This is a genomic window from Pseudomonas marincola (genome assembly GCF_900682675.2).
Classification (GTDB): Bacteria; Pseudomonadota; Gammaproteobacteria; order Pseudomonadales; family Pseudomonadaceae; genus Aquipseudomonas; species Aquipseudomonas marincola.
In genome coordinates this window covers 2,427,984-2,444,901 of sequence record NZ_LR215729.2, presented here as the reverse complement: position 1 = coordinate 2,444,901, position 16,918 = coordinate 2,427,984, and the positions used below count along the sequence as shown (strand labels likewise).

Below are 16,918 nucleotides of genomic sequence, written 5' to 3'. Positions count from 1 at the left end.
GCCTACTTAGATATGACGCGCGCATCCCAGCGTTTCTGCGCCTCACTAAAGGCATCGCTGCGGCTCATGCCAAGGCCACGCAATGCCAGCGCCATGGTGCTGACAATGGCCAGATTCGCGTAGTTGTCTGTGACCTCGCCAGACCAGACGTTGAGCATATGCTCAACTTGCAGGGACTCGGGCTTTACATGGCGCTGCGCAGATAATGGCGGCCATTCTTCGTCCCAGTTCTCGCCATTGGTGGTGCCATACAAATGGCTGCTGGCGTCTGGATTGATCTCGATTTCACCGCCTTCGCCCTTGATGACGATGGCATGATCGCCCAGCAATTGGCTGGCTTCGCGATGCACGGCCTGATAGCCAGGGTGAAAGATGCTTTGCAGGCCGCAGCGCGCCGACAGCGGGTTGAGAATGCGGGTTAATGAGTGGATCGGCGAGCGCAAGCCCAACGTATTGCGCAGGTCGATCATCTTCTGCAATGCCGGCATCCAGTCGCCAAGCGGAATGAACGCCAGGTGCTGTTCATCCAGCGCGGCCTCGACGTGAGCCCAGTCGCGGCACAGGGGGATTTCCAGATTGCCAAGCAATTGCTCCGCATACATGCGTCCGGCGGTGTGCGCGCCGCCGCCGTGCAGCAAAATCCGCACGCCACTGTTGGCCAAGGCTTTAGCGGCCAGCAAATACCACGGCATATGGCGCTTTTTACCGGCGTAGGTCGGCCAGTCAATGTCGACCGCGATCGCAGGTGTTTGCAGTCGCTCGCGCACGGCTTCGGCGAAGCCTGCCATCTCCTCGCTGCTTTCTTCCTTGTGTCGCAACAACATCAGGAACGCACCCAGTTGGGTGTCTTCGACTTGGTCGTCGAGCAGCATGCCCATCGCTTCACGAGCTTCGCTGCGCGTCAGGTTGCGTGCGCCGCGCTTGCCCTTGCCAAGAATCCGCACGAATTGAGCGAAGGGGTGTTCAGCTGGAGTTTGCAGGATCATAGGCAATTCGTCGGTTTGGGTAGGCCCGCCAACTTGGCAGCGAGTTTGGCAGGTGTGCCATTGAACAGTCGATTGAGGTGCAGGCTGTTGCCTTTTTCCGGGCCGAGTTTCAGTGCGGTGTACTTGATAAGCGGGCGATTAGCTGGCGACAGCTGGAACTCGGCATAGAAATCGCGCAGCAAATGCAGGATTTCCCAGTGCTCAGGGCTCAGAGTCAATTGCTCGCGTTCGGCCAGCGCCTCGGCCACGGCCTGCGACCAGTCTGCCAGGTTGATCAGGTAACCGTCTTTGTCCAGAGCGATACGCTGCTGGTCGATCTGCAGTTCACTCATAGCCAACTATTAACCTTGGCAAAGCGGCAGCTGAGTTCGACAAACTCTGGATAATCGATGGCGTTGGCTCGCTTGCCTGCATCGATGTTGCGGGCCTGCAAGTCTTCCTGCAGGGCATACAGACCGATTGAGTCGGGCATCCGCTCCAGCGTCTGCTGTAGGGCGCTGTCTTGTTGCAAGGCATAGACGGCGTCACCGCAAAGCAATACGCCATCATCAGGGCCAATAATACGCAGACAGCTGCTCAGGCGGCTGTCGGTAAAAGGCGAGTGGGATAACACATGTAAGGTGGCCATTAGAGGGTTATCACCTGTTCATAGCGGTCTATCAATGCGCTGATCTCGGCGTCGCCAACACACACAGCTGGAAGAGTGAGCTGGCGGATTCCGCGCTGATCGAGGCAGTGCTGCGAGGCAAACAGCTCGTCTACACCAAACATCGGCAAGGCTTGCAGGTTGGCACTCAGGTCCTTTTGCTCAAGGCTCTGCGGTTGCTGGCCGGGCGCAAGTTGAAACACGCCGTCATCAAGAAACAGCATGCCGATGGGCAAATCAAACGCGCCGCCAGCCAGTGCGATATCCAGCGCTTCGCGCGCGCCTGGTCCAGCCCAAGGGGCCTGGCGGCTGATAATAAGTAGAGACTTGGCCATATCAGTTGCCCCCAAAGCAGACGAGTCGGTCAGCCATTTGGCTGGCTTCGTGCAATTGCCCCAAGCCAGAAAGCTCCCACGGCGCTTCAAGGCTGGCGGCGTTGCGGGCATAACGCTCGGCTTCTTCCGCATTGAGCACGCCGCGGCGCAGGGCTGCGGCGATGCAAACAACGCCATCAAGCTGATGCGCTGTTAGCAGCTCGCGCCATTGCGCGGCGACATCCAGTTCATCCTGGTTGCTGACAACGCTGCTTGAGGCGCTGTGCACGCCATCCTGATAGAAGAACAGTCGGACAATTTCATGGCCGCTACTCAGCGCCGCCTGGGCAAAGCGTAACGCGCGCCGGGAGGACGGTGAGTGGGGCGGGGAGAACAGGGCAATGGCAAATTTCATGGTCTGGCCAGTCAAACAATCCATGCGAATGATAAAGCCTGACGCCGCAAGATGCTCGCAACAGAAACGAAAAAGCCCGCCGAAGCGGGCTTTTTGTTGAGCTGGGCGATTAATCGCGACCCATGATGCCGAAGATCTGCAGCAAGCTGATGAACAGGTTGTAGATCGAAACATACAGGCTGATGGTCGCCATGATGTAGTTGCGCTCACCACCATGAATGATTGCGCTGGTCTGGAACAGAATGCAGGCTGAAGAGAACAGCACGAAGCCGGCGCTGATCGCCAGTTGCAGGCCGCTGATCTGGAAGAAGAAGCCCGCAACCATTGCACCCAGCAGCACGAAGAAACCGGCGGTGATGAAGCCGCTGAGGAAGCTCATGTCCTTGCGCGTGGTCAGCACGTAAGCCGACAGGCCGAAAAACACCAGAGCGGTCATGGCGAATGCTGAGCTGACAACTTCTGCGCCGTTGCTCATGCCCAGGTAGCGGTTAAGGATTGGCCCAAGCGTGTAACCCATGAAACCTGTGAGGGCGAGGGTCGAAACGATGCCCCAAGGCGAGTTGCGTAGCTTGGCGGTGAGGAAGAACAAGCCGTAGAAACCGACCAGCACAACAAGGATGTTCGGATAGGCAACGTTGGCGCGTTGTGCAAGAAACGCAACCAAACCGCTGAAGGCCAGCGTAATAGCCAGCAAGCCGTATGTGTTGCGCAGGACACGGCTAACTTCTAGCTGTTCTACCTGCGTGTGGTTCTGGGCGTAATCTTGTGGGTGCATAGCAGACTCCTGTTTGCATGGCGCTCAATAAGCAATTCGACCTTGAGCATAACACCGGATGTAAAAAAATGAGTGCAGAGTATTTGACAGCGTATTTCATTCGGGTAATATGCCGCCCCGCAGGCAGTTACACAGGTGCTGAAGCGCTTTTGGGTTGTCACTGTGATGCAATTGGAAGCGTGGCCGAGTGGTTTAAGGCAACGGTCTTGAAAACCGTCGACTGTAACAGGTCCTAGAGTTCGAATCTCTACGCTTCCGCCATATTTCCAGTTGTGGATTGTTTGCACGATTCACACCTCAAAAAAACCTCCCTTCGGGGAGGTTTTTTTATGCCTGCAGATTATGACTCGGTCGTCATTTGGCGATAAGCGCTTGTTTCTTGGGCAATTGGTGTAGAATGAATCGCCCAATTTGCTGGGCTAGGCTGCTTTTTTCTTGGCGTCAATGCATGAGCCAGACGGCGGCGGATACAAGGCAAAAGCGCTCGGAATGATTCGCGTCTATGGCGTCTTGTGCGGCTTTTTTTATACGCAACTGCGCACTCGTCGTGCAGTTTGCTGCGGTGGTTTAACGCAGTGGGCTTGTGATTTTTCGTGGATACGGCAATCTGCCTGGTGTGTGCTTATTTACCCTTGCACAAGCTATCCGTTTTACAGATGCGGCTCACGTACAGAGAGGTGTCGATTGATTAAGGTGCTAGTGGTCGATGATCACGATCTGGTTCGCATGGGCATTACGCGCATGCTGGCCGATATCGATGGCCTTGAAGTGATCGGTCAGGCTGACTCAGGCGAAGAAGCTTTGCGCCTTGTGCGCGAGTTGAGGCCCGATGTGGTGCTTATGGACGTCAAGATGCCTGGCATCGGCGGCCTGGAAGCCACGCGCAAACTGATTCGCAGTTATCCAGACCTTAAGGTCGTGGCAGTGACGGCCTGTGAGGAAGACCCGTTTCCAACGCGCTTGCTGCAAGCGGGTGCGGCGGGATACATGACCAAGGGCGCAGCACTTGAGGAGATGGTTCAGGCCATTCGCCAGGTCTTTATGGGCCAGCGCTTCATCAGCCCGCAAATTGCCCAGCAGTTGGCGCTGAAGTCATTCCAGCCCACTGAAAATGCATCGCCGTTCGACCTGTTGTCTGATCGTGAAATTCAAATCGCGATGATGATTGCCGGCTGTCAAAAGGTTCAGAGCATTTCTGACAAGCTGTGTTTGTCACCCAAAACAATCAACACCTATCGCTATCGGATCTTCGAAAAGCTGGCCATTAACAGTGATGTCGAGCTGGCCTTGCTCGCCGTTCGTCACGGCATGGTCGATGCCTCCAACTGATGACTAACGTGTTCGATGCCAGCGCGTTTCTAGCAACTTGCAGCGGTCGGCCCGGTGTTTACCGGATGTTCGACGTCGACGCTAAGCTGCTGTATGTCGGTAAAGCGAAAAATCTCAAGAAGCGTCTGGCGAGCTATTTTCGCACCACCGGGCTTGCGCCAAAAACCGCGGCGCTGGTGGCGAAGATTGCGCAGGTCGAAACCACCATCACCGCCAACGAGACCGAAGCGCTGCTGCTAGAGCAGACGCTGATCAAGCAATGGCGACCGCCGTACAACATTCTGCTGCGCGATGATAAGTCCTATCCGTATGTGTTCCTTTCGGATGGTCAGTTTCCGCGTCTGAGCATTCATCGCGGCGCGAAAAAGCTCAAGGGTCGCTATTTCGGGCCTTATCCCAGTGCCGGCGCCATTCGTGAAAGCCTGAGTCTGTTACAAAAGACCTTTCTGGTGCGCCAGTGCGAAGACAGCTTTTACAAGAATCGCACGCGCCCGTGCCTGCAATATCAGATCAAGCGCTGTAAAGGCCCGTGCGTAGGGCTGGTCGAGCCAGAAGAGTACGCCACCGATGTGCGTCACTCGACCATGTTTCTGGAGGGTAGAAGTAACGCCCTGACGGATGAACTCGGCAGCGCCATGCAGGCCGCCTCGATGAAGCTTGAGTTTGAGCGTGCGGCCGAGTTACGTGATCAGATCGCACTGCTGCGTCGTGTGCAGGATCAGCAAAGCATGGAAGGCGGCAACGGCGACGTTGATGTGGTTGCCGCCATGGTTAACCCGGGTGGGGCCTGCGTTCACCTGATCTCTGTGCGTGGCGGGCGGGTATTGGGCAGCAAGAATTTCTTTCCGCAGGTGGCCATCGAGGAAGAGGGCGCCGATGTGCTGCTGGCGTTTCTCGCTCAATATTATCTGGGCAGTGTCGAGCGCGACTTGCCGGATGAATTGATTGTCAACGCACAGCATGAAGACTTCGCAACCCTGATTGATGCCGTCAGTGAGTCGCGTGACCGGCAGCTCAGCATCAGTTACCGGGTGCGTGGCACACGAGCGCGTTGGCAGCAATTGGCAGTGACCAATGCTGAGCAGGCACTGAGCGCAAGGCTGGCTGATCGTCAGCATGTGGCGGCACGTTTTGAAGCATTGGCTCAGGCGCTAGATATGGACGAGTTGCCGCAACGCCTTGAGTGCTTCGATATCAGCCATTCCAGCGGCGAGGCGACTGTTGCCTCTTGCGTGGTATTCGGCCCGGAAGGTCCGCTTAAGTCGGATTACCGGCGCTACAACATCGAAGGTGTTACTGCTGGCGATGACTACGCGGCCATGCATCAGGCGCTTACGCGGCGCTTCAGCAAGATCAAGGACGGCGAGGGCAAGCTGCCGGATATCTTGCTGGTGGACGGCGGCAAAGGTCAGTTGGCCATGGCCCGCGAAGTGCTTGAAGAGCTGGCTGTGCCGGATCTGATCCTGCTCGGCGTGGCTAAAGGCACCACGCGTAAGCCGGGGCTGGAAACGCTTTATTTGAATGATGCTGCGCACGAATTTACCTTGCCTGGCCATTCCCCTGCACTGCATTTGATTCAACAGATTCGCGATGAGTCGCACCGTTTCGCCATTACCGGCCACCGCGCGCGGCGTGGCAAAACTCGTCGCACCTCGACCCTCGAAGGTGTAGCGGGTGTTGGCCCGAAGCGTCGCCGCGAGCTACTCAATCATTTCGGCGGCCTGCAAGAACTCACCCGAGCCAGCAGCGAAGAAATCGCCAAAGCACCCGGCATCAGTAAAAAGCTTGCAGAGTTGATTTATGCCTCATTGCACAGCGAGTAGAATGCCGGCTCACATCAAGGCCCCGATGTCCCGATGAACATACCTAATCTGTTAACTGTGCTGCGCGTCATCCTCATACCGATTTTCGTGCTGATGTTTTATCTGCCGTTTTCCTGGAGCTATTGGGCTGCCAGCGCGGTATTCAGTGTGGCTGCAGTAACCGATTGGCTGGATGGTTATCTGGCGCGGCGCTGGGAGCAGAGCACACCCTTTGGCGCATTCCTCGATCCGGTAGCGGATAAGCTCCTGGTTGCGGTGGCGTTGGTGCTGCTTGCCGCCGAGCACGGCAACCTCTGGCTGACGCTGCCGGCGACGATTATTATCGGCCGCGAAATTGTGGTGTCCGCTTTACGTGAATGGATGGCTGAAATCGGCGCAAGGGCGCACGTAGCAGTCTCCAATCTCGGCAAGTGGAAAACCGCAGCGCAAATGGCTGCACTGGTTATTCTGCTCGGCAATCCGCCACATTTCACGCTCTGGGTGCTGGGCGGGTATCTGCTGTTGATCGTGGCTGCAGTGCTGACATTGTGGTCGATGGTGCATTATTTGATGGCTGCCTGGCCGCATCTGAGCCCGACCGCTGAAAAGAAATAAAACTTTTTTGAATCAAGGGGTTGACGCCGGGCGCTGGTCATATAGAATGGCGCCCGTCACCAAGACAAGCGGGAATAGCTCAGTTGGTAGAGCACGACCTTGCCAAGGTCGGGGTCGCGAGTTCGAGTCTCGTTTCCCGCTCCAGTTTCAACGGGCCGTTAATGACGGCCTGTTTAGTTTCAAGGCTGAGTAGCAGAGTGGTTATGCACCGGATTGCAAATCCGTGAACGCCGGTTCGATTCCGACCTCAGCCTCCAATAAAAAGCCCCGTAGATCAATCGTCTACGGGGCTTTTTTCTGTCTGCAGAATTTTAATCCAGGCTACCTGGGGCAATCTTGGGGCACTTGGGTTATCTGCATCGGCGCTTACGTGCCTTAGTCAGTGTTCAGCCAGGCGTTACCTTCTTCCTTTATCTTGCTTTCCTGTCCGCTGCCGCGTGTGGCAAATACGCGACTGAGTGGGAAGCCACTTTTTTCCAGCAGATAGGCAAGGGCGGCATATTCACGCGGGTATTTCTCTACTACCGCGCGATCAACTTCTACCGGTCCTGAGGGGAATGTGAAGGCCCCCATGTCGTAAATGCTCTGGCGTTTGACTATTTTCCAAAGGCCCTCGCGCTTTTCAACGCGATCATAGAAACGGTTATGCACGGCGCAGCCGAGGTTAAGCTGAGCATTCTCTGCAATGATCACCGCATTGGTTTCGACAATTGCTTTGGCGCCATTGAATGTGACGACTGGAGCGCCGATCAGGTGCTTTGTGCGCAGGTCGGAGCCACCCATCCGTTTAGACCCGGCGATGAATTCTGTGAACGGACCCTCAAACCATGTGATCTCGATAATTCCATCGGGATGAAACGTGTCAGCCAATTGCTGCCATTGCTCAAGATCGCGGTGAATCCAGCCATTCATGAGGTCAGTGATTTGCAGTCGGTCTTCAATATAAGTTTGCACAGCGCGCTCCTTAAATTGCCTAGACTTTCGAGCATCTTCTCGCGCGGGTAAAAAATCAAATAGATTGATATGAACGATTAATCCTAAAAACTGAAAATGGCGAGGCGCTATGGACTTACGGCATATGCGTTATTTCGTGGTGGTGGCCGAGGAGTCGCAGAGCAAAGCAAATTAGCTGAATGAGCTGCCCTTGGGCGGCTTTTCATTTCCGCTGGTCGGTGGCCGGCTTTTTATGATTGGCTCAGATGTGCTTTACTGTATGCGTATACAGTAAATGGGTTTGCAGTATGACCATCGAATTTTTAGGGCACCTCGCTTTTGAGGGTGTGCTTTATCCGTACTTCGCCTTTCGGGTGCCTGCGGGCTTTCCAAGCCCTGCACAGGACCACTTGGAGCAGGAAATCTCATTAGATGAGCTGTTTAACCTGCGAGCACCGCATACCTATTTAGTGAAGGTGGCGGGCGACAGCATGGTTCAGGCCGGCATTGATGACGGAGATCTGTTGATCGTTGATCGTTCTCGAGAAGCTAGGCATGGCGCAATCGTTGTTGCCGCTCTGAACAACGAGCCATTGATTAAACGCTTTTGCCGTGAAGGTGCGTCAGTGGTGCTGCGCTCGGAAAATACCAAGTTCGCGCCGCGCTACATCATGGAGAACGACGAGCTGAGCGTGTGGGGTGTGGTGCGTTTCAGTGTGCGTTGCCATGACATCTCCTGAGCAGATCTTTGCGTTGATCGACTGCAATAGTTTTTACGCAAGCTGTGAGCGGGTATTCAGGCCTGATCTGGCGCGTACGCCCATCGTTGTCTTATCGAATAACGATGGGTGCGTGATTGCGCGCTCGGCTGATGCCAAGCCTTTTATCAAGATGGGTGAGCCTTACTTTCAAATTAAGGACAAGCTGCAGGAGCACGGCATCGTCGCGTTCAGCAGCAATTACGCGCTGTACGGCGATATGAGCCAGCGGGTCATGACCGTGATTGAGTCGCTGGTACCGGCGCTTGAGGTGTATTCAATTGATGAAGCGTTTGCCGACCTTAGCGGCATAGCAGGCGCTAGCGTCGAAATGCTCGGGCGTGAGATACGCACTCGGGTGTTGCGCTCAACAGGTATTCCCGTCGGCGTGGGCATCGCAGGAACAAAGACGCTATCGAAGCTGGCCAATCACGCCGCCAAACGATGGATACGGCAATCGGGTGGGGTGGTTGATATTCGCGACCCGGACAGGCGTGACAAATTGCTCAAGGCCATCGACGTGAGTGAAGTCTGGGGAGTGGGGCGTCGAATGACAGCGCACCTCAATAGTATGAATATTCGTACTGCCTGGGACTTGGCGCAGGCTGATGCCTGGACTCTGCGCAAACAATTTAGCGTGGTCATCGAAAAAACAGCCCGGGAGCTGCGAGGGGTGCCTTGCCTTGAGCTTGAACATGTAGCGCCACCTAAACAGGAAATTTGCTGTTCTCGGATGTTTGGTAATCGGCTGCACCACATCGAACCTATTCGAGAGGCTGTAGCGACTTACGCGGCGCGGGCGTGTGAAAAGTTGAGGGCTCAGGGTTCGCTGTGTAAAAAAGTGAGGGTGAGTATCCGCACGGGTATGTTCAATCCGGATGAGCCGAAGTTTGCACTCGGCGTGATATGTGAGCTGCCTTACCCGACTGACGATACCCGGCAAATCACCAAAGCTGCCGTCGCTGGGCTTGAGCAGGTTTTTAGGGAAGGCTATGCGTTTAGCAAGGCAGAGGTGCTGCTGCTGGATCTACGCCAGCGTGGTGAATTCACTGATGACATGTTTAGCATCACCCAGCCTGCGGAATCAGAGAAGGTGATGCATGTGCTTGACGCTATCAACGGTAAATGGGGGAAGGGCACTATGCGGCCAGGCGGCGTGCCGGCAACACCGGCATGGGCGATGCGTCGCGAGTTGATGAGCTTGAGTTACACGACTCGTCTTGATCAGCTGTGGACGGTCTACGCCAAGTAAGCCTGCATGGCATCTCACAATTAATCCCAGCGGAAGGCTGATGAAGGCGCTAAGGCCTGGCGCTGGGCTGGCCGTTGGTTTTGGCCTTGCATGAATGGCACGCTTCTGTGCGCGCCGGATTGTGAATGGATATCTGCCAAGGGCTTGCTGTGGATGTGTTATAGTAACGCTCGATTTGTCATCAAATAGTCTTGTTTGTTGTTTTTAATCAATAAGATAGGCACTTTATATAAGGTGATTTATCAAGAGACTGTTTGCAGTAGCCGCATTTTTTGGCTGCGCCCGCGTCACGTTTCACGAATGTTCACTTAAAACTTCCAGTGACTGCGCTACGGTTCGGTTGGCTAATTGCCCTTGCCACGGTACGGCAGGAATATCGCCGCAGCGCTTACTGGCTCATCCCAACCCATGTGGCCTTTGGTAGAGGTCACCACTAGGAGAGGAGGCGCCATGCCCATCATTACTCTTCCCGACGGCAGTCAACGTCCATTCGATCACCCGGTATCCGTACTCGAGGTGGCGCAGTCTATTGGTGCAGGTCTGGCCAAGGCCATCGTGGCCGGCAAGGTCAACGGCGTGCTGGTTGATGCCTGTGACATGATCGAGCAGGACTCAACGCTGCAGATCATCACCCCGAAAGATCAGGAAGGCGTCGAGATTATTCGTCACTCCTGCGCGCATCTGGTTGGACACGCTGTGAAGCAGCTGTTCCCGGACGCCAAGATGGTGATCGGCCCGGTCATTGAAGAAGGTTTTTACTACGATATCGCCTCGCCGCGTCCTTTCACTCTGGAAGACGTAGCGGCAATCGAGCAGCGCATGCAGCAGCTGATCGAGAAAGATTACGACGTGATCAAAAAGGTCACTCCACGCGCCGAAGTGATTGATGTGTTTGCGGCCCGCGGCGAAGAGTACAAGTTGCGTCTGGTTGATGACATGCCGGACCAGCAGACCATGGGTCTGTATTATCACGAAGAATATGTAGATATGTGCCGCGGCCCGCACGTGCCGAACACTCGCTTCCTCAAGGCATTCAAGCTGACCAAGCTGTCCGGGGCCTACTGGCGCGGCGATGCAAAGAATGAGCAGCTGCAGCGTATCTACGGCACTGCCTGGGCTGACAAGAAGCAGTTGGCGGCTTATGTGCAGCGCATCGAAGAAGCTGAAAAGCGCGATCACCGTAAAATCGGCAAGCGCCTGAACCTCTTCCACACTCAGGAAGAAGCGCCGGGCATGGTGTTCTGGCACCCGAATGGCTGGACCCTGTACCAGGTGCTTGAGCAGTACATGCGCAAAGTGCAGCGTGAGAGCGGCTACCTGGAGATCAAAACCCCGCAAGTGGTTGATCGTTCCCTGTGGGAGAAGTCGGGCCACTGGGCTAACTATGCCGACAACATGTTCACCACTGAGTCGGAAAGCCGCGATTACGCGATCAAGCCAATGAACTGCCCATGCCACGTGCAGGTGTTCAATCAAGGCCTGAAGAGCTACCGCGAGCTGCCAATGCGCCTGGCTGAGTTTGGTGCTTGCCACCGTAATGAGCCGTCTGGCGCGCTGCACGGCATTATGCGCGTGCGCGGCTTTACTCAGGACGACGCACACATCTTCTGTACGGAAGAGCAGATGCAGGCTGAGTCGGCTGACTTCATCAAGCTGACGCTGGATGTGTACAAGGACTTCGGCTTTACCGATATCCAGCTCAAACTGTCGACTCGCCCTGAAAAGCGTGTGGGTTCAGATGAGTTGTGGGACCGCGCCGAGGCTGCACTGGCTTCTGCGCTCGACAGCGCTGGCCTGGCTTATGACTTGCAGCCAGGTGAAGGGGCGTTCTACGGCCCGAAAATCGAATTCTCGCTGAAGGATTGCCTCGGCCGTGTTTGGCAGTGTGGTACCCTGCAGCTCGATTTCAACCTGCCTGTGCGTTTGGGCGCTGAATTCGTCAGCGAAGACAACAGCCGTAAGCATCCGGTGATGTTGCACCGCGCGATTCTGGGTTCTTTCGAACGCTTCATTGGCATTCTGATCGAGCACTATGAAGGTGCATTCCCGGCGTGGCTTGCACCTACTCAGGCTGTGGTGATGAATATCACCGATAAACAGGCTGATTTTGCCGCTCAAGTTGAAAAAACTCTCAATGAAAGCGGTTTTCGTGCCAAGTCTGACTTGAGAAATGAAAAGATAGGCTTTAAAATCCGCGAGCATACTTTGCTCAAGGTTCCGTATCTCTTGGTTATTGGAGATAGGGAAGTTGAAACGCAAACTGTCGCTGTGCGTACCCGCGAAGGGTCCGATCTGGGTTCAATGTCTGTATCCCAATTCGCTGAATTCGTTACGCAAGCGGTTTCCCGGCGTGGTCGCCAAGATTTGGAGTAATCACTATTAAGCGTGAAATGAGACAAGATAAACGAGCTGCACCAAAAGCGCCGATCAATGAGAATATCTCGGCACGCGAGGTTCGTTTAATTGGCGCTGAAGGCGAGCAGATTGGCATCGTCTCTATTGAAGAAGCGCTACGCGTGGCTGAAGAGGCCAAGCTGGATCTGGTAGAAATTTCTGCTGACGCTTTGCCCCCCGTATGTCGCATCATGGACTACGGCAAGCACCTGTTCGAAAAGAAGAAGCAGGTAGCAGCGGCGAAGAAGAATCAGAAGCAAGTACAGATCAAAGAAATCAAGTTTCGTCCAGGGACGGAAGAAGGGGATTACCAGGTAAAACTACGCAACCTGGTACGTTTCCTTAGTGAGGGGGACAGGGCCAAGGTTTCATTGCGATTCCGCGGTCGTGAGATGGCGCATCAGGAGCTGGGCATGGAGTTGTTGAAGCGAGTTGAAGGTGACTTGCTTGAATACGGCACCGTTGAGCAGCACCCGAAGATGGAAGGACGCCAACTTATAATGGTCATCGCCCCCAAAAAGAAGAAGTAATCTACTGGGCACGGCAGGCCTTGAGATTATATTTATTAACTGAATGCGGAGTATCCGAACATGCCAAAAATGAAAACCAAGAGCGGTGCAGCGAAGCGCTTCCTGAAGACTGCTTCAGGCTTCAAGCACAAGCACGCTTTTAAGAGCCACATCCTGACCAAAATGTCCACTAAGCGTAAGCGTCATCTGCGCGGTAGCACCTTGGTGCATCCGTCTGACGTGGCAAAAGTGGCGCGCATGCTGCGCGTTCGATAATTTAGGTTAGGTAGAGGAAATAACTCATGGCTCGTGTAAAGCGCGGCGTAATTGCTCGTAAGCGTCACAAAAAAATTCTGAAACTGGCTAAAGGCTACTACGGCGCACGCTCACGCGTATTCCGTGTTGCCAAGCAGGCTGTGATCAAGGCAGGCCAATACGCCTACCGTGACCGCCGTCAGCGGAAGCGTCAGTTCCGTGCCCTTTGGATCGCTCGTATCAACGCTGGCGCACGTGTAAACGGTCTGTCTTACAGCCGTTTCATTGCTGGCCTGAAAAAAGCTTCCATCGAGATCGACCGTAAGGTATTGGCTGATCTGGCAGTGAACGAAAAAGCGGCGTTTGCTGCAATTGTCGAGAAAGCGAAAGCCGAACTGGCTTAAGTCCCCGACAATCACTGGGTTCGCTCAGTGTTGAACGTCACCAAAATAGGGGAAGAGCTTCACGGCTCTTCCCCTATTTCGTATCTGGAGTCTGTAAATGGAAAATCTGGATGTGCTGGTCTCGCAAGCGCTTGAGGCCGTGCGCAACACCGAAGATGTGAATGCCCTGGAGCAACTGCGGGTTCACTATTTGGGTAAAAAAGGCGAGCTGACTCAGGTGATGAAGACCCTGGGCAACCTCTCGGCTGAAGAACGGCCGAAAGTTGGCGCGCTGATTAACGCGGCAAAAGAACAGGTGCAAACCGCGCTCAATGCACGCAAGGAAACGCTGGAACACGCTGCACTGAGCGCCAAATTGGCGGCTGAGCGCATTGATGTGACCTTGCCCGGTCGTGGTCAGAGCACTGGCGGTTTGCATCCGGTAACGCGCACATTGGAGCGCGTAGAGGAGTTCTTTACTCGGATTGGCTACGGCATTGCTGAAGGCCCCGAGGTCGAGAACGACTACCACAACTTCGAGGCGCTCAACATTCCCGGCCATCACCCGGCGCGGGCAATGCATGACACCTTCTATTTCAATGCGAACATGCTGCTGCGCACGCACACATCACCTGTGCAGGTGCGCACCATGGAATCGCAACAACCACCGATCCGGATCGTTTGTCCGGGCCGCGTGTACCGCTGCGACTCCGATATCACCCACTCGCCGATGTTCCATCAGGTAGAAGGCCTGTTGGTAGATGAGGGCGTCAGCTTTGCTGATCTCAAGGGTACGATTGAAGAGTTCCTGCGGGTGTTCTTCGAGAAGCCGCTGGGCGTGCGATTCCGTCCTTCGTTCTTCCCGTTTACCGAGCCTTCGGCTGAAGTCGACATGCAGTGCGTGATGTGCAGTGGTAAAGGTTGCCGCGTGTGCAAGCAAACGGGTTGGCTGGAAGTCATGGGTTGCGGCATGGTTCATCCAAACGTACTGCGCATGAGTGGCATCGACCCTGAGAAGTACTCGGGCTTTGCTTTCGGCATGGGCGTTGAGCGTCTGGCCATGCTGCGTTACGGCGTGAATGACTTACGCCTGTTCTTCGATAACGACCTGCGGTTCCTGGCGCAATTTCGCTAGTGCCCATTCCCGTCATCGAACAGTCTTAGGAGAGCAGGATGAAATTCAGTGAACAATGGCTGCGTAGCTGGGTAAACCCGCAGGCCACTCGTGACGAGTTGGTGGCGCGTTTATCGATGGCCGGCCTTGAAGTTGATAGCGTTGAAGGGGCAGCAGGCCAGTTCAGCGGTATCGTTGTGGGTGAGGTGCTGAGCACCGAGCAGCACCCAGATGCAGACAAACTGCGTGTCTGTCAGGTATCGAATGGCAGCGAGAGCTTTCAGGTGGTGTGCGGCGCGCCGAATGTGCGCCCCGGCCTGAAGATCCCGTTTGCGATGATTGGCGCCGAATTGCCGGGCGACTTCAAAATCAAGAAGGCCAAGCTGCGCGGCGTCGAGTCCAACGGCATGTTGTGTTCTGCTGCCGAGCTGCAGATCAGCGAAGACCACGACGGCCTGATGGAATTGCCGGGCGATGCGCCGGTTGGGGAAGACATTCGTGCTTACCTGAACCTGGACGACGCCAGCATCGAAGTCGACCTGACGCCGAATCGTGGCGACTGCCTGTCGCTCGCCGGTTTGGCGCGTGAAGTCGGTGCGCTGTACAACACGCCGGTAACCCGTCCGGAAATTGCAGCAGTAGCCGCGTCTCACGAGCAAGTCTTGCCGGTTGAAGTAGTGGCCAGCAAAGCGTGCCCGCGTTATCTGGGCCGTGTATTGCGCAATGTCGATCTGAGCAAGCCATCGCCGTTGTGGATGGTTGAGCGTCTGCGTCGCTCCGGCGTTCGCAGCATTGATGCGGCAGTCGACGTCACCAACTACGTGATGCTCGAGCTTGGCCAGCCAATGCACGCCTTTGACCTCAACGAGCTGAATGGCGGCATTCGTGTGCGCATGGCAGAAGAGGGCGAAAAGCTGGTGTTGCTCGACGGTCAGGAAGTCAGCCTGCGCGCCGACACGCTGGTTATCGCTGACCACCAACGCGCCCTGGCAATTGCCGGCGTAATGGGTGGCGAGCACAGCGGTGTAAGCGACAAGACCCGTGACCTGTTCCTTGAGAGCGCATTCTTCGACACCATCTCTGTGGCGGGTAAGGCGCGTTCATACGGCCTGCACACCGATGCATCGCACCGCTACGAGCGTGGTGTTGACTCGCAGTTGGCGCGTCAGGCGATGGAGCGTGCGACACAATTGCTGCTGGATATCGTCGGCGGCGAAGCGGGCCCGATCATCGACGTCACCAGTCAGGACGATCTGCCGAATATCGCGCCGATTACCCTGCGCGCCGATCGCGTCGAACAAATGCTTGGCCTGAAAATTGAAGATCAGGAAATCACGCGCTTGCTGTCGGCGTTGGGTCTTGGCGTAACTGCGGATGGCGAAAGCCGCTGGCAGGTAACGGTACCAAGCCATCGCTTCGATATCAGCCTTGAAGTTGACCTGATCGAAGAACTGGCCCGCCTGTATGGTTACAACCATCTGCCGGTTCGTTATCCGCAAGCGCGTCTGGCGCCGCAAGCTAAATCCGAAGCGCAGGTTGAGCTACCAGCGTTGCGCCGCCTGTTGGTTGCGCGCGGCTATCAGGAAGCAATCACCTACAGCTTCATCGACCCGAAACAGTTCGCTCTGTTCAATCCGGGCGTTGAGCCGCTGTTGCTGGCCAATCCGATCTCTGCTGACATGGCCGCCATGCGTTCGTCGCTGTGGCCGGGCCTGATCAAGGCGCTCGAGCACAACCTCAATCGTCAGCAGTCGCGTGTACGTCTGTTCGAAAGCGGCCTGCGTTTTGTTGGTCAGCTTGAAGGCCTCAAGCAAGAAGCCATGCTGGCCGGTGTTGTCTGCGGCAGCCGCTTGCCGGAAGGCTGGGCGCACGGTCGTGAAGCGGTCGATTTCTTCGACCTCAAAGCCGATGTGGAAGCGTTGCTGGCCAGTGCCGGCGCGGGCGATGCATTCAGCTTTGTGCCGGGTGAACACCCAGCGCTGCATCCGGGCCAAACTGCACGCATTGAGCGAGAAGGGCGCCTGGTTGGTTTCATGGGTGCCATTCACCCGGAACTTGCCAAGAAGCTGGGTCTCGACCAGCCTGTGTTCATGTTTGAACTGGTTCTGAGTGAAGTGGCTCAGGGTCGTATGCCGGCTTTTGCGGAATTGTCGCGCTTCCCGGAAGTGCGTCGCGACTTTGCATTGGTCGTCGATCGTGAGGTTCCAGCCGCGTCATTGCTGGGCTTAATCCGTGAAACAGCAGGGGAATGGCTCACAGACCTCAGGCTATTTGACGTGTATCACGGTAAAGGCATTGATCCGCATAGAAAAAGCATCGCAGTTGGCTTGACCTGGCAGCATCCTTCGCGCACTCTTAATGACGATGAGGTGAGTACCACAACGCAAACGATTCTCACCTCGCTGGAACAAAGGTTCAACGCCACGTTAAGGAACTAG

The 16,918-nt window shown here is 55.6% G+C and carries 18 protein-coding genes and 3 tRNA genes; 14 read left to right on the top strand and 7 right to left on the bottom strand.

The genetic code is table 11. From position 1 onward, the window contains the following. Window positions 1–2: 2 nt before the first annotated feature. From PMYSY11_RS11380 to PMYSY11_RS11355, 6 genes are all read right to left on the bottom strand, one after another. Complete coding sequence (locus PMYSY11_RS11380) at window positions 3–986, bottom strand: glycosyl transferase family protein (protein WP_150549251.1); 984 nt, start codon at window positions 984–986, stop codon at window positions 3–5. Beyond that, on the bottom strand, window positions 983–1,318 hold the full coding sequence (locus PMYSY11_RS11375) for a TusE/DsrC/DsvC family sulfur relay protein (protein WP_069900285.1): 336 nt from the start codon (window positions 1,316–1,318) through the stop codon (window positions 983–985). The genes PMYSY11_RS11380 and PMYSY11_RS11375 overlap by 4 nt, the downstream gene beginning before the upstream one ends. Next, window positions 1,315–1,614: a sulfurtransferase complex subunit TusB gene (gene tusB / locus PMYSY11_RS11370; RefSeq protein ID WP_069900286.1), complete on the bottom strand. Its 300-nt coding sequence runs from the start codon at window positions 1,612–1,614 to the stop codon at window positions 1,315–1,317. The genes PMYSY11_RS11375 and tusB overlap by 4 nt, the downstream gene beginning before the upstream one ends. Next, window positions 1,614–1,967, bottom strand: a complete 354-nt coding sequence (gene tusC, locus PMYSY11_RS11365; protein WP_150549250.1) for a sulfurtransferase complex subunit TusC — start codon at window positions 1,965–1,967, stop codon at window positions 1,614–1,616. The genes tusB and tusC overlap by 1 nt, the downstream gene beginning before the upstream one ends. 1 nt (window position 1,968) lies before the next feature. Then, window positions 1,969–2,361 (bottom strand): sulfurtransferase complex subunit TusD, encoded by a 393-nt coding sequence (gene tusD / locus PMYSY11_RS11360; protein ID WP_069900288.1) that lies wholly within the window; start codon window positions 2,359–2,361, stop codon window positions 1,969–1,971. A 109-nt stretch (window positions 2,362–2,470) separates the two neighbouring features. Then, a complete protein-coding gene (locus PMYSY11_RS11355) occupies window positions 2,471–3,136 on the bottom strand; it encodes a Bax inhibitor-1/YccA family protein (RefSeq protein WP_069900289.1) in 666 nt (221 codons plus the stop codon). A 173-nt stretch (window positions 3,137–3,309) separates the two neighbouring features. Between PMYSY11_RS11355 and PMYSY11_RS11350 the strand changes: the two genes are divergently transcribed. The 6 genes from PMYSY11_RS11350 (at window position 3,310) to PMYSY11_RS11325 (ending at window position 7,139) form a co-directional block, all read left to right on the top strand. Beyond that, a tRNA-Ser gene (locus PMYSY11_RS11350) sits at window positions 3,310–3,397 on the top strand. A gap of 423 nt (window positions 3,398–3,820) precedes the next feature. Continuing rightward, window positions 3,821–4,465: a response regulator transcription factor GacA gene (gene gacA / locus PMYSY11_RS11345; protein ID WP_069900290.1), complete on the top strand. Its 645-nt coding sequence runs from the start codon at window positions 3,821–3,823 to the stop codon at window positions 4,463–4,465. Next, window positions 4,465–6,288 (top strand): excinuclease ABC subunit UvrC, encoded by a 1,824-nt coding sequence (gene uvrC, locus PMYSY11_RS11340; protein ID WP_150549249.1) that lies wholly within the window; start codon window positions 4,465–4,467, stop codon window positions 6,286–6,288. The genes gacA and uvrC overlap by 1 nt, the downstream gene beginning before the upstream one ends. Window positions 6,289–6,321: 33 nt before the next feature. Continuing rightward, window positions 6,322–6,882 carry a CDP-diacylglycerol--glycerol-3-phosphate 3-phosphatidyltransferase gene (gene pgsA / locus PMYSY11_RS11335; protein ID WP_069900292.1) on the top strand — a complete coding sequence of 187 codons (561 nt, stop codon included), beginning with the start codon at window positions 6,322–6,324 and terminating at the stop codon, window positions 6,880–6,882. A gap of 68 nt (window positions 6,883–6,950) precedes the next feature. Beyond that, window positions 6,951–7,026, top strand: a tRNA-Gly gene (locus tag PMYSY11_RS11330). A gap of 39 nt (window positions 7,027–7,065) precedes the next feature. After that, window positions 7,066–7,139 (top strand) — tRNA-Cys (locus tag PMYSY11_RS11325). Between the two features lie 118 nt (window positions 7,140–7,257). On the opposite strand, the gene PMYSY11_RS11320 is transcribed toward PMYSY11_RS11325, so the two are convergent. Continuing rightward, complete coding sequence (locus PMYSY11_RS11320; protein ID WP_150549248.1) at window positions 7,258–7,836, bottom strand: nuclear transport factor 2 family protein; 579 nt, start codon at window positions 7,834–7,836, stop codon at window positions 7,258–7,260. Between the two features lie 287 nt (window positions 7,837–8,123). On the opposite strand from PMYSY11_RS11320, the gene PMYSY11_RS11315 reads away from it, so the two are divergent. The 8 genes from PMYSY11_RS11315 (at window position 8,124) to pheT (ending at window position 16,918) form a co-directional block, all read left to right on the top strand. Further along, window positions 8,124–8,555, top strand: coding sequence for a LexA family protein (locus PMYSY11_RS11315; protein WP_150549247.1), 432 nt, complete (start codon window positions 8,124–8,126; stop codon window positions 8,553–8,555). Next, window positions 8,542–9,825, top strand: coding sequence for a translesion error-prone DNA polymerase V subunit UmuC (gene umuC, locus PMYSY11_RS11310; protein ID WP_150549246.1), 1,284 nt, complete (start codon window positions 8,542–8,544; stop codon window positions 9,823–9,825). The genes PMYSY11_RS11315 and umuC overlap by 14 nt, the downstream gene beginning before the upstream one ends. A gap of 450 nt (window positions 9,826–10,275) precedes the next feature. Then, window positions 10,276–12,198, top strand: a complete 1,923-nt coding sequence (gene thrS, locus PMYSY11_RS11305) for a threonine--tRNA ligase (RefSeq protein WP_150549245.1) — start codon at window positions 10,276–10,278, stop codon at window positions 12,196–12,198. After that, the gene (gene infC, locus PMYSY11_RS11300) at window positions 12,198–12,749 is read left to right on the top strand and encodes a translation initiation factor IF-3 (RefSeq protein ID WP_170827758.1); all 552 of its coding nucleotides are present in this window, start codon (window positions 12,198–12,200) and stop codon (window positions 12,747–12,749) included. The genes thrS and infC overlap by 1 nt, the downstream gene beginning before the upstream one ends. A gap of 60 nt (window positions 12,750–12,809) precedes the next feature. Continuing rightward, window positions 12,810–13,004, top strand: a complete 195-nt coding sequence (gene rpmI, locus PMYSY11_RS11295) for a 50S ribosomal protein L35 (protein ID WP_069900298.1) — start codon at window positions 12,810–12,812, stop codon at window positions 13,002–13,004. A 26-nt stretch (window positions 13,005–13,030) separates the two neighbouring features. Then, a complete protein-coding gene (gene rplT / locus PMYSY11_RS11290; protein ID WP_010489095.1) occupies window positions 13,031–13,387 on the top strand; it encodes a 50S ribosomal protein L20 in 357 nt (118 codons plus the stop codon). Between the two features lie 97 nt (window positions 13,388–13,484). Beyond that, a complete protein-coding gene (gene pheS, locus PMYSY11_RS11285) occupies window positions 13,485–14,501 on the top strand; it encodes a phenylalanine--tRNA ligase subunit alpha (protein ID WP_150549244.1) in 1,017 nt (338 codons plus the stop codon). A gap of 38 nt (window positions 14,502–14,539) precedes the next feature. After that, on the top strand, window positions 14,540–16,918 hold the full coding sequence (gene pheT / locus PMYSY11_RS11280; protein ID WP_150549243.1) for a phenylalanine--tRNA ligase subunit beta: 2,379 nt from the start codon (window positions 14,540–14,542) through the stop codon (window positions 16,916–16,918).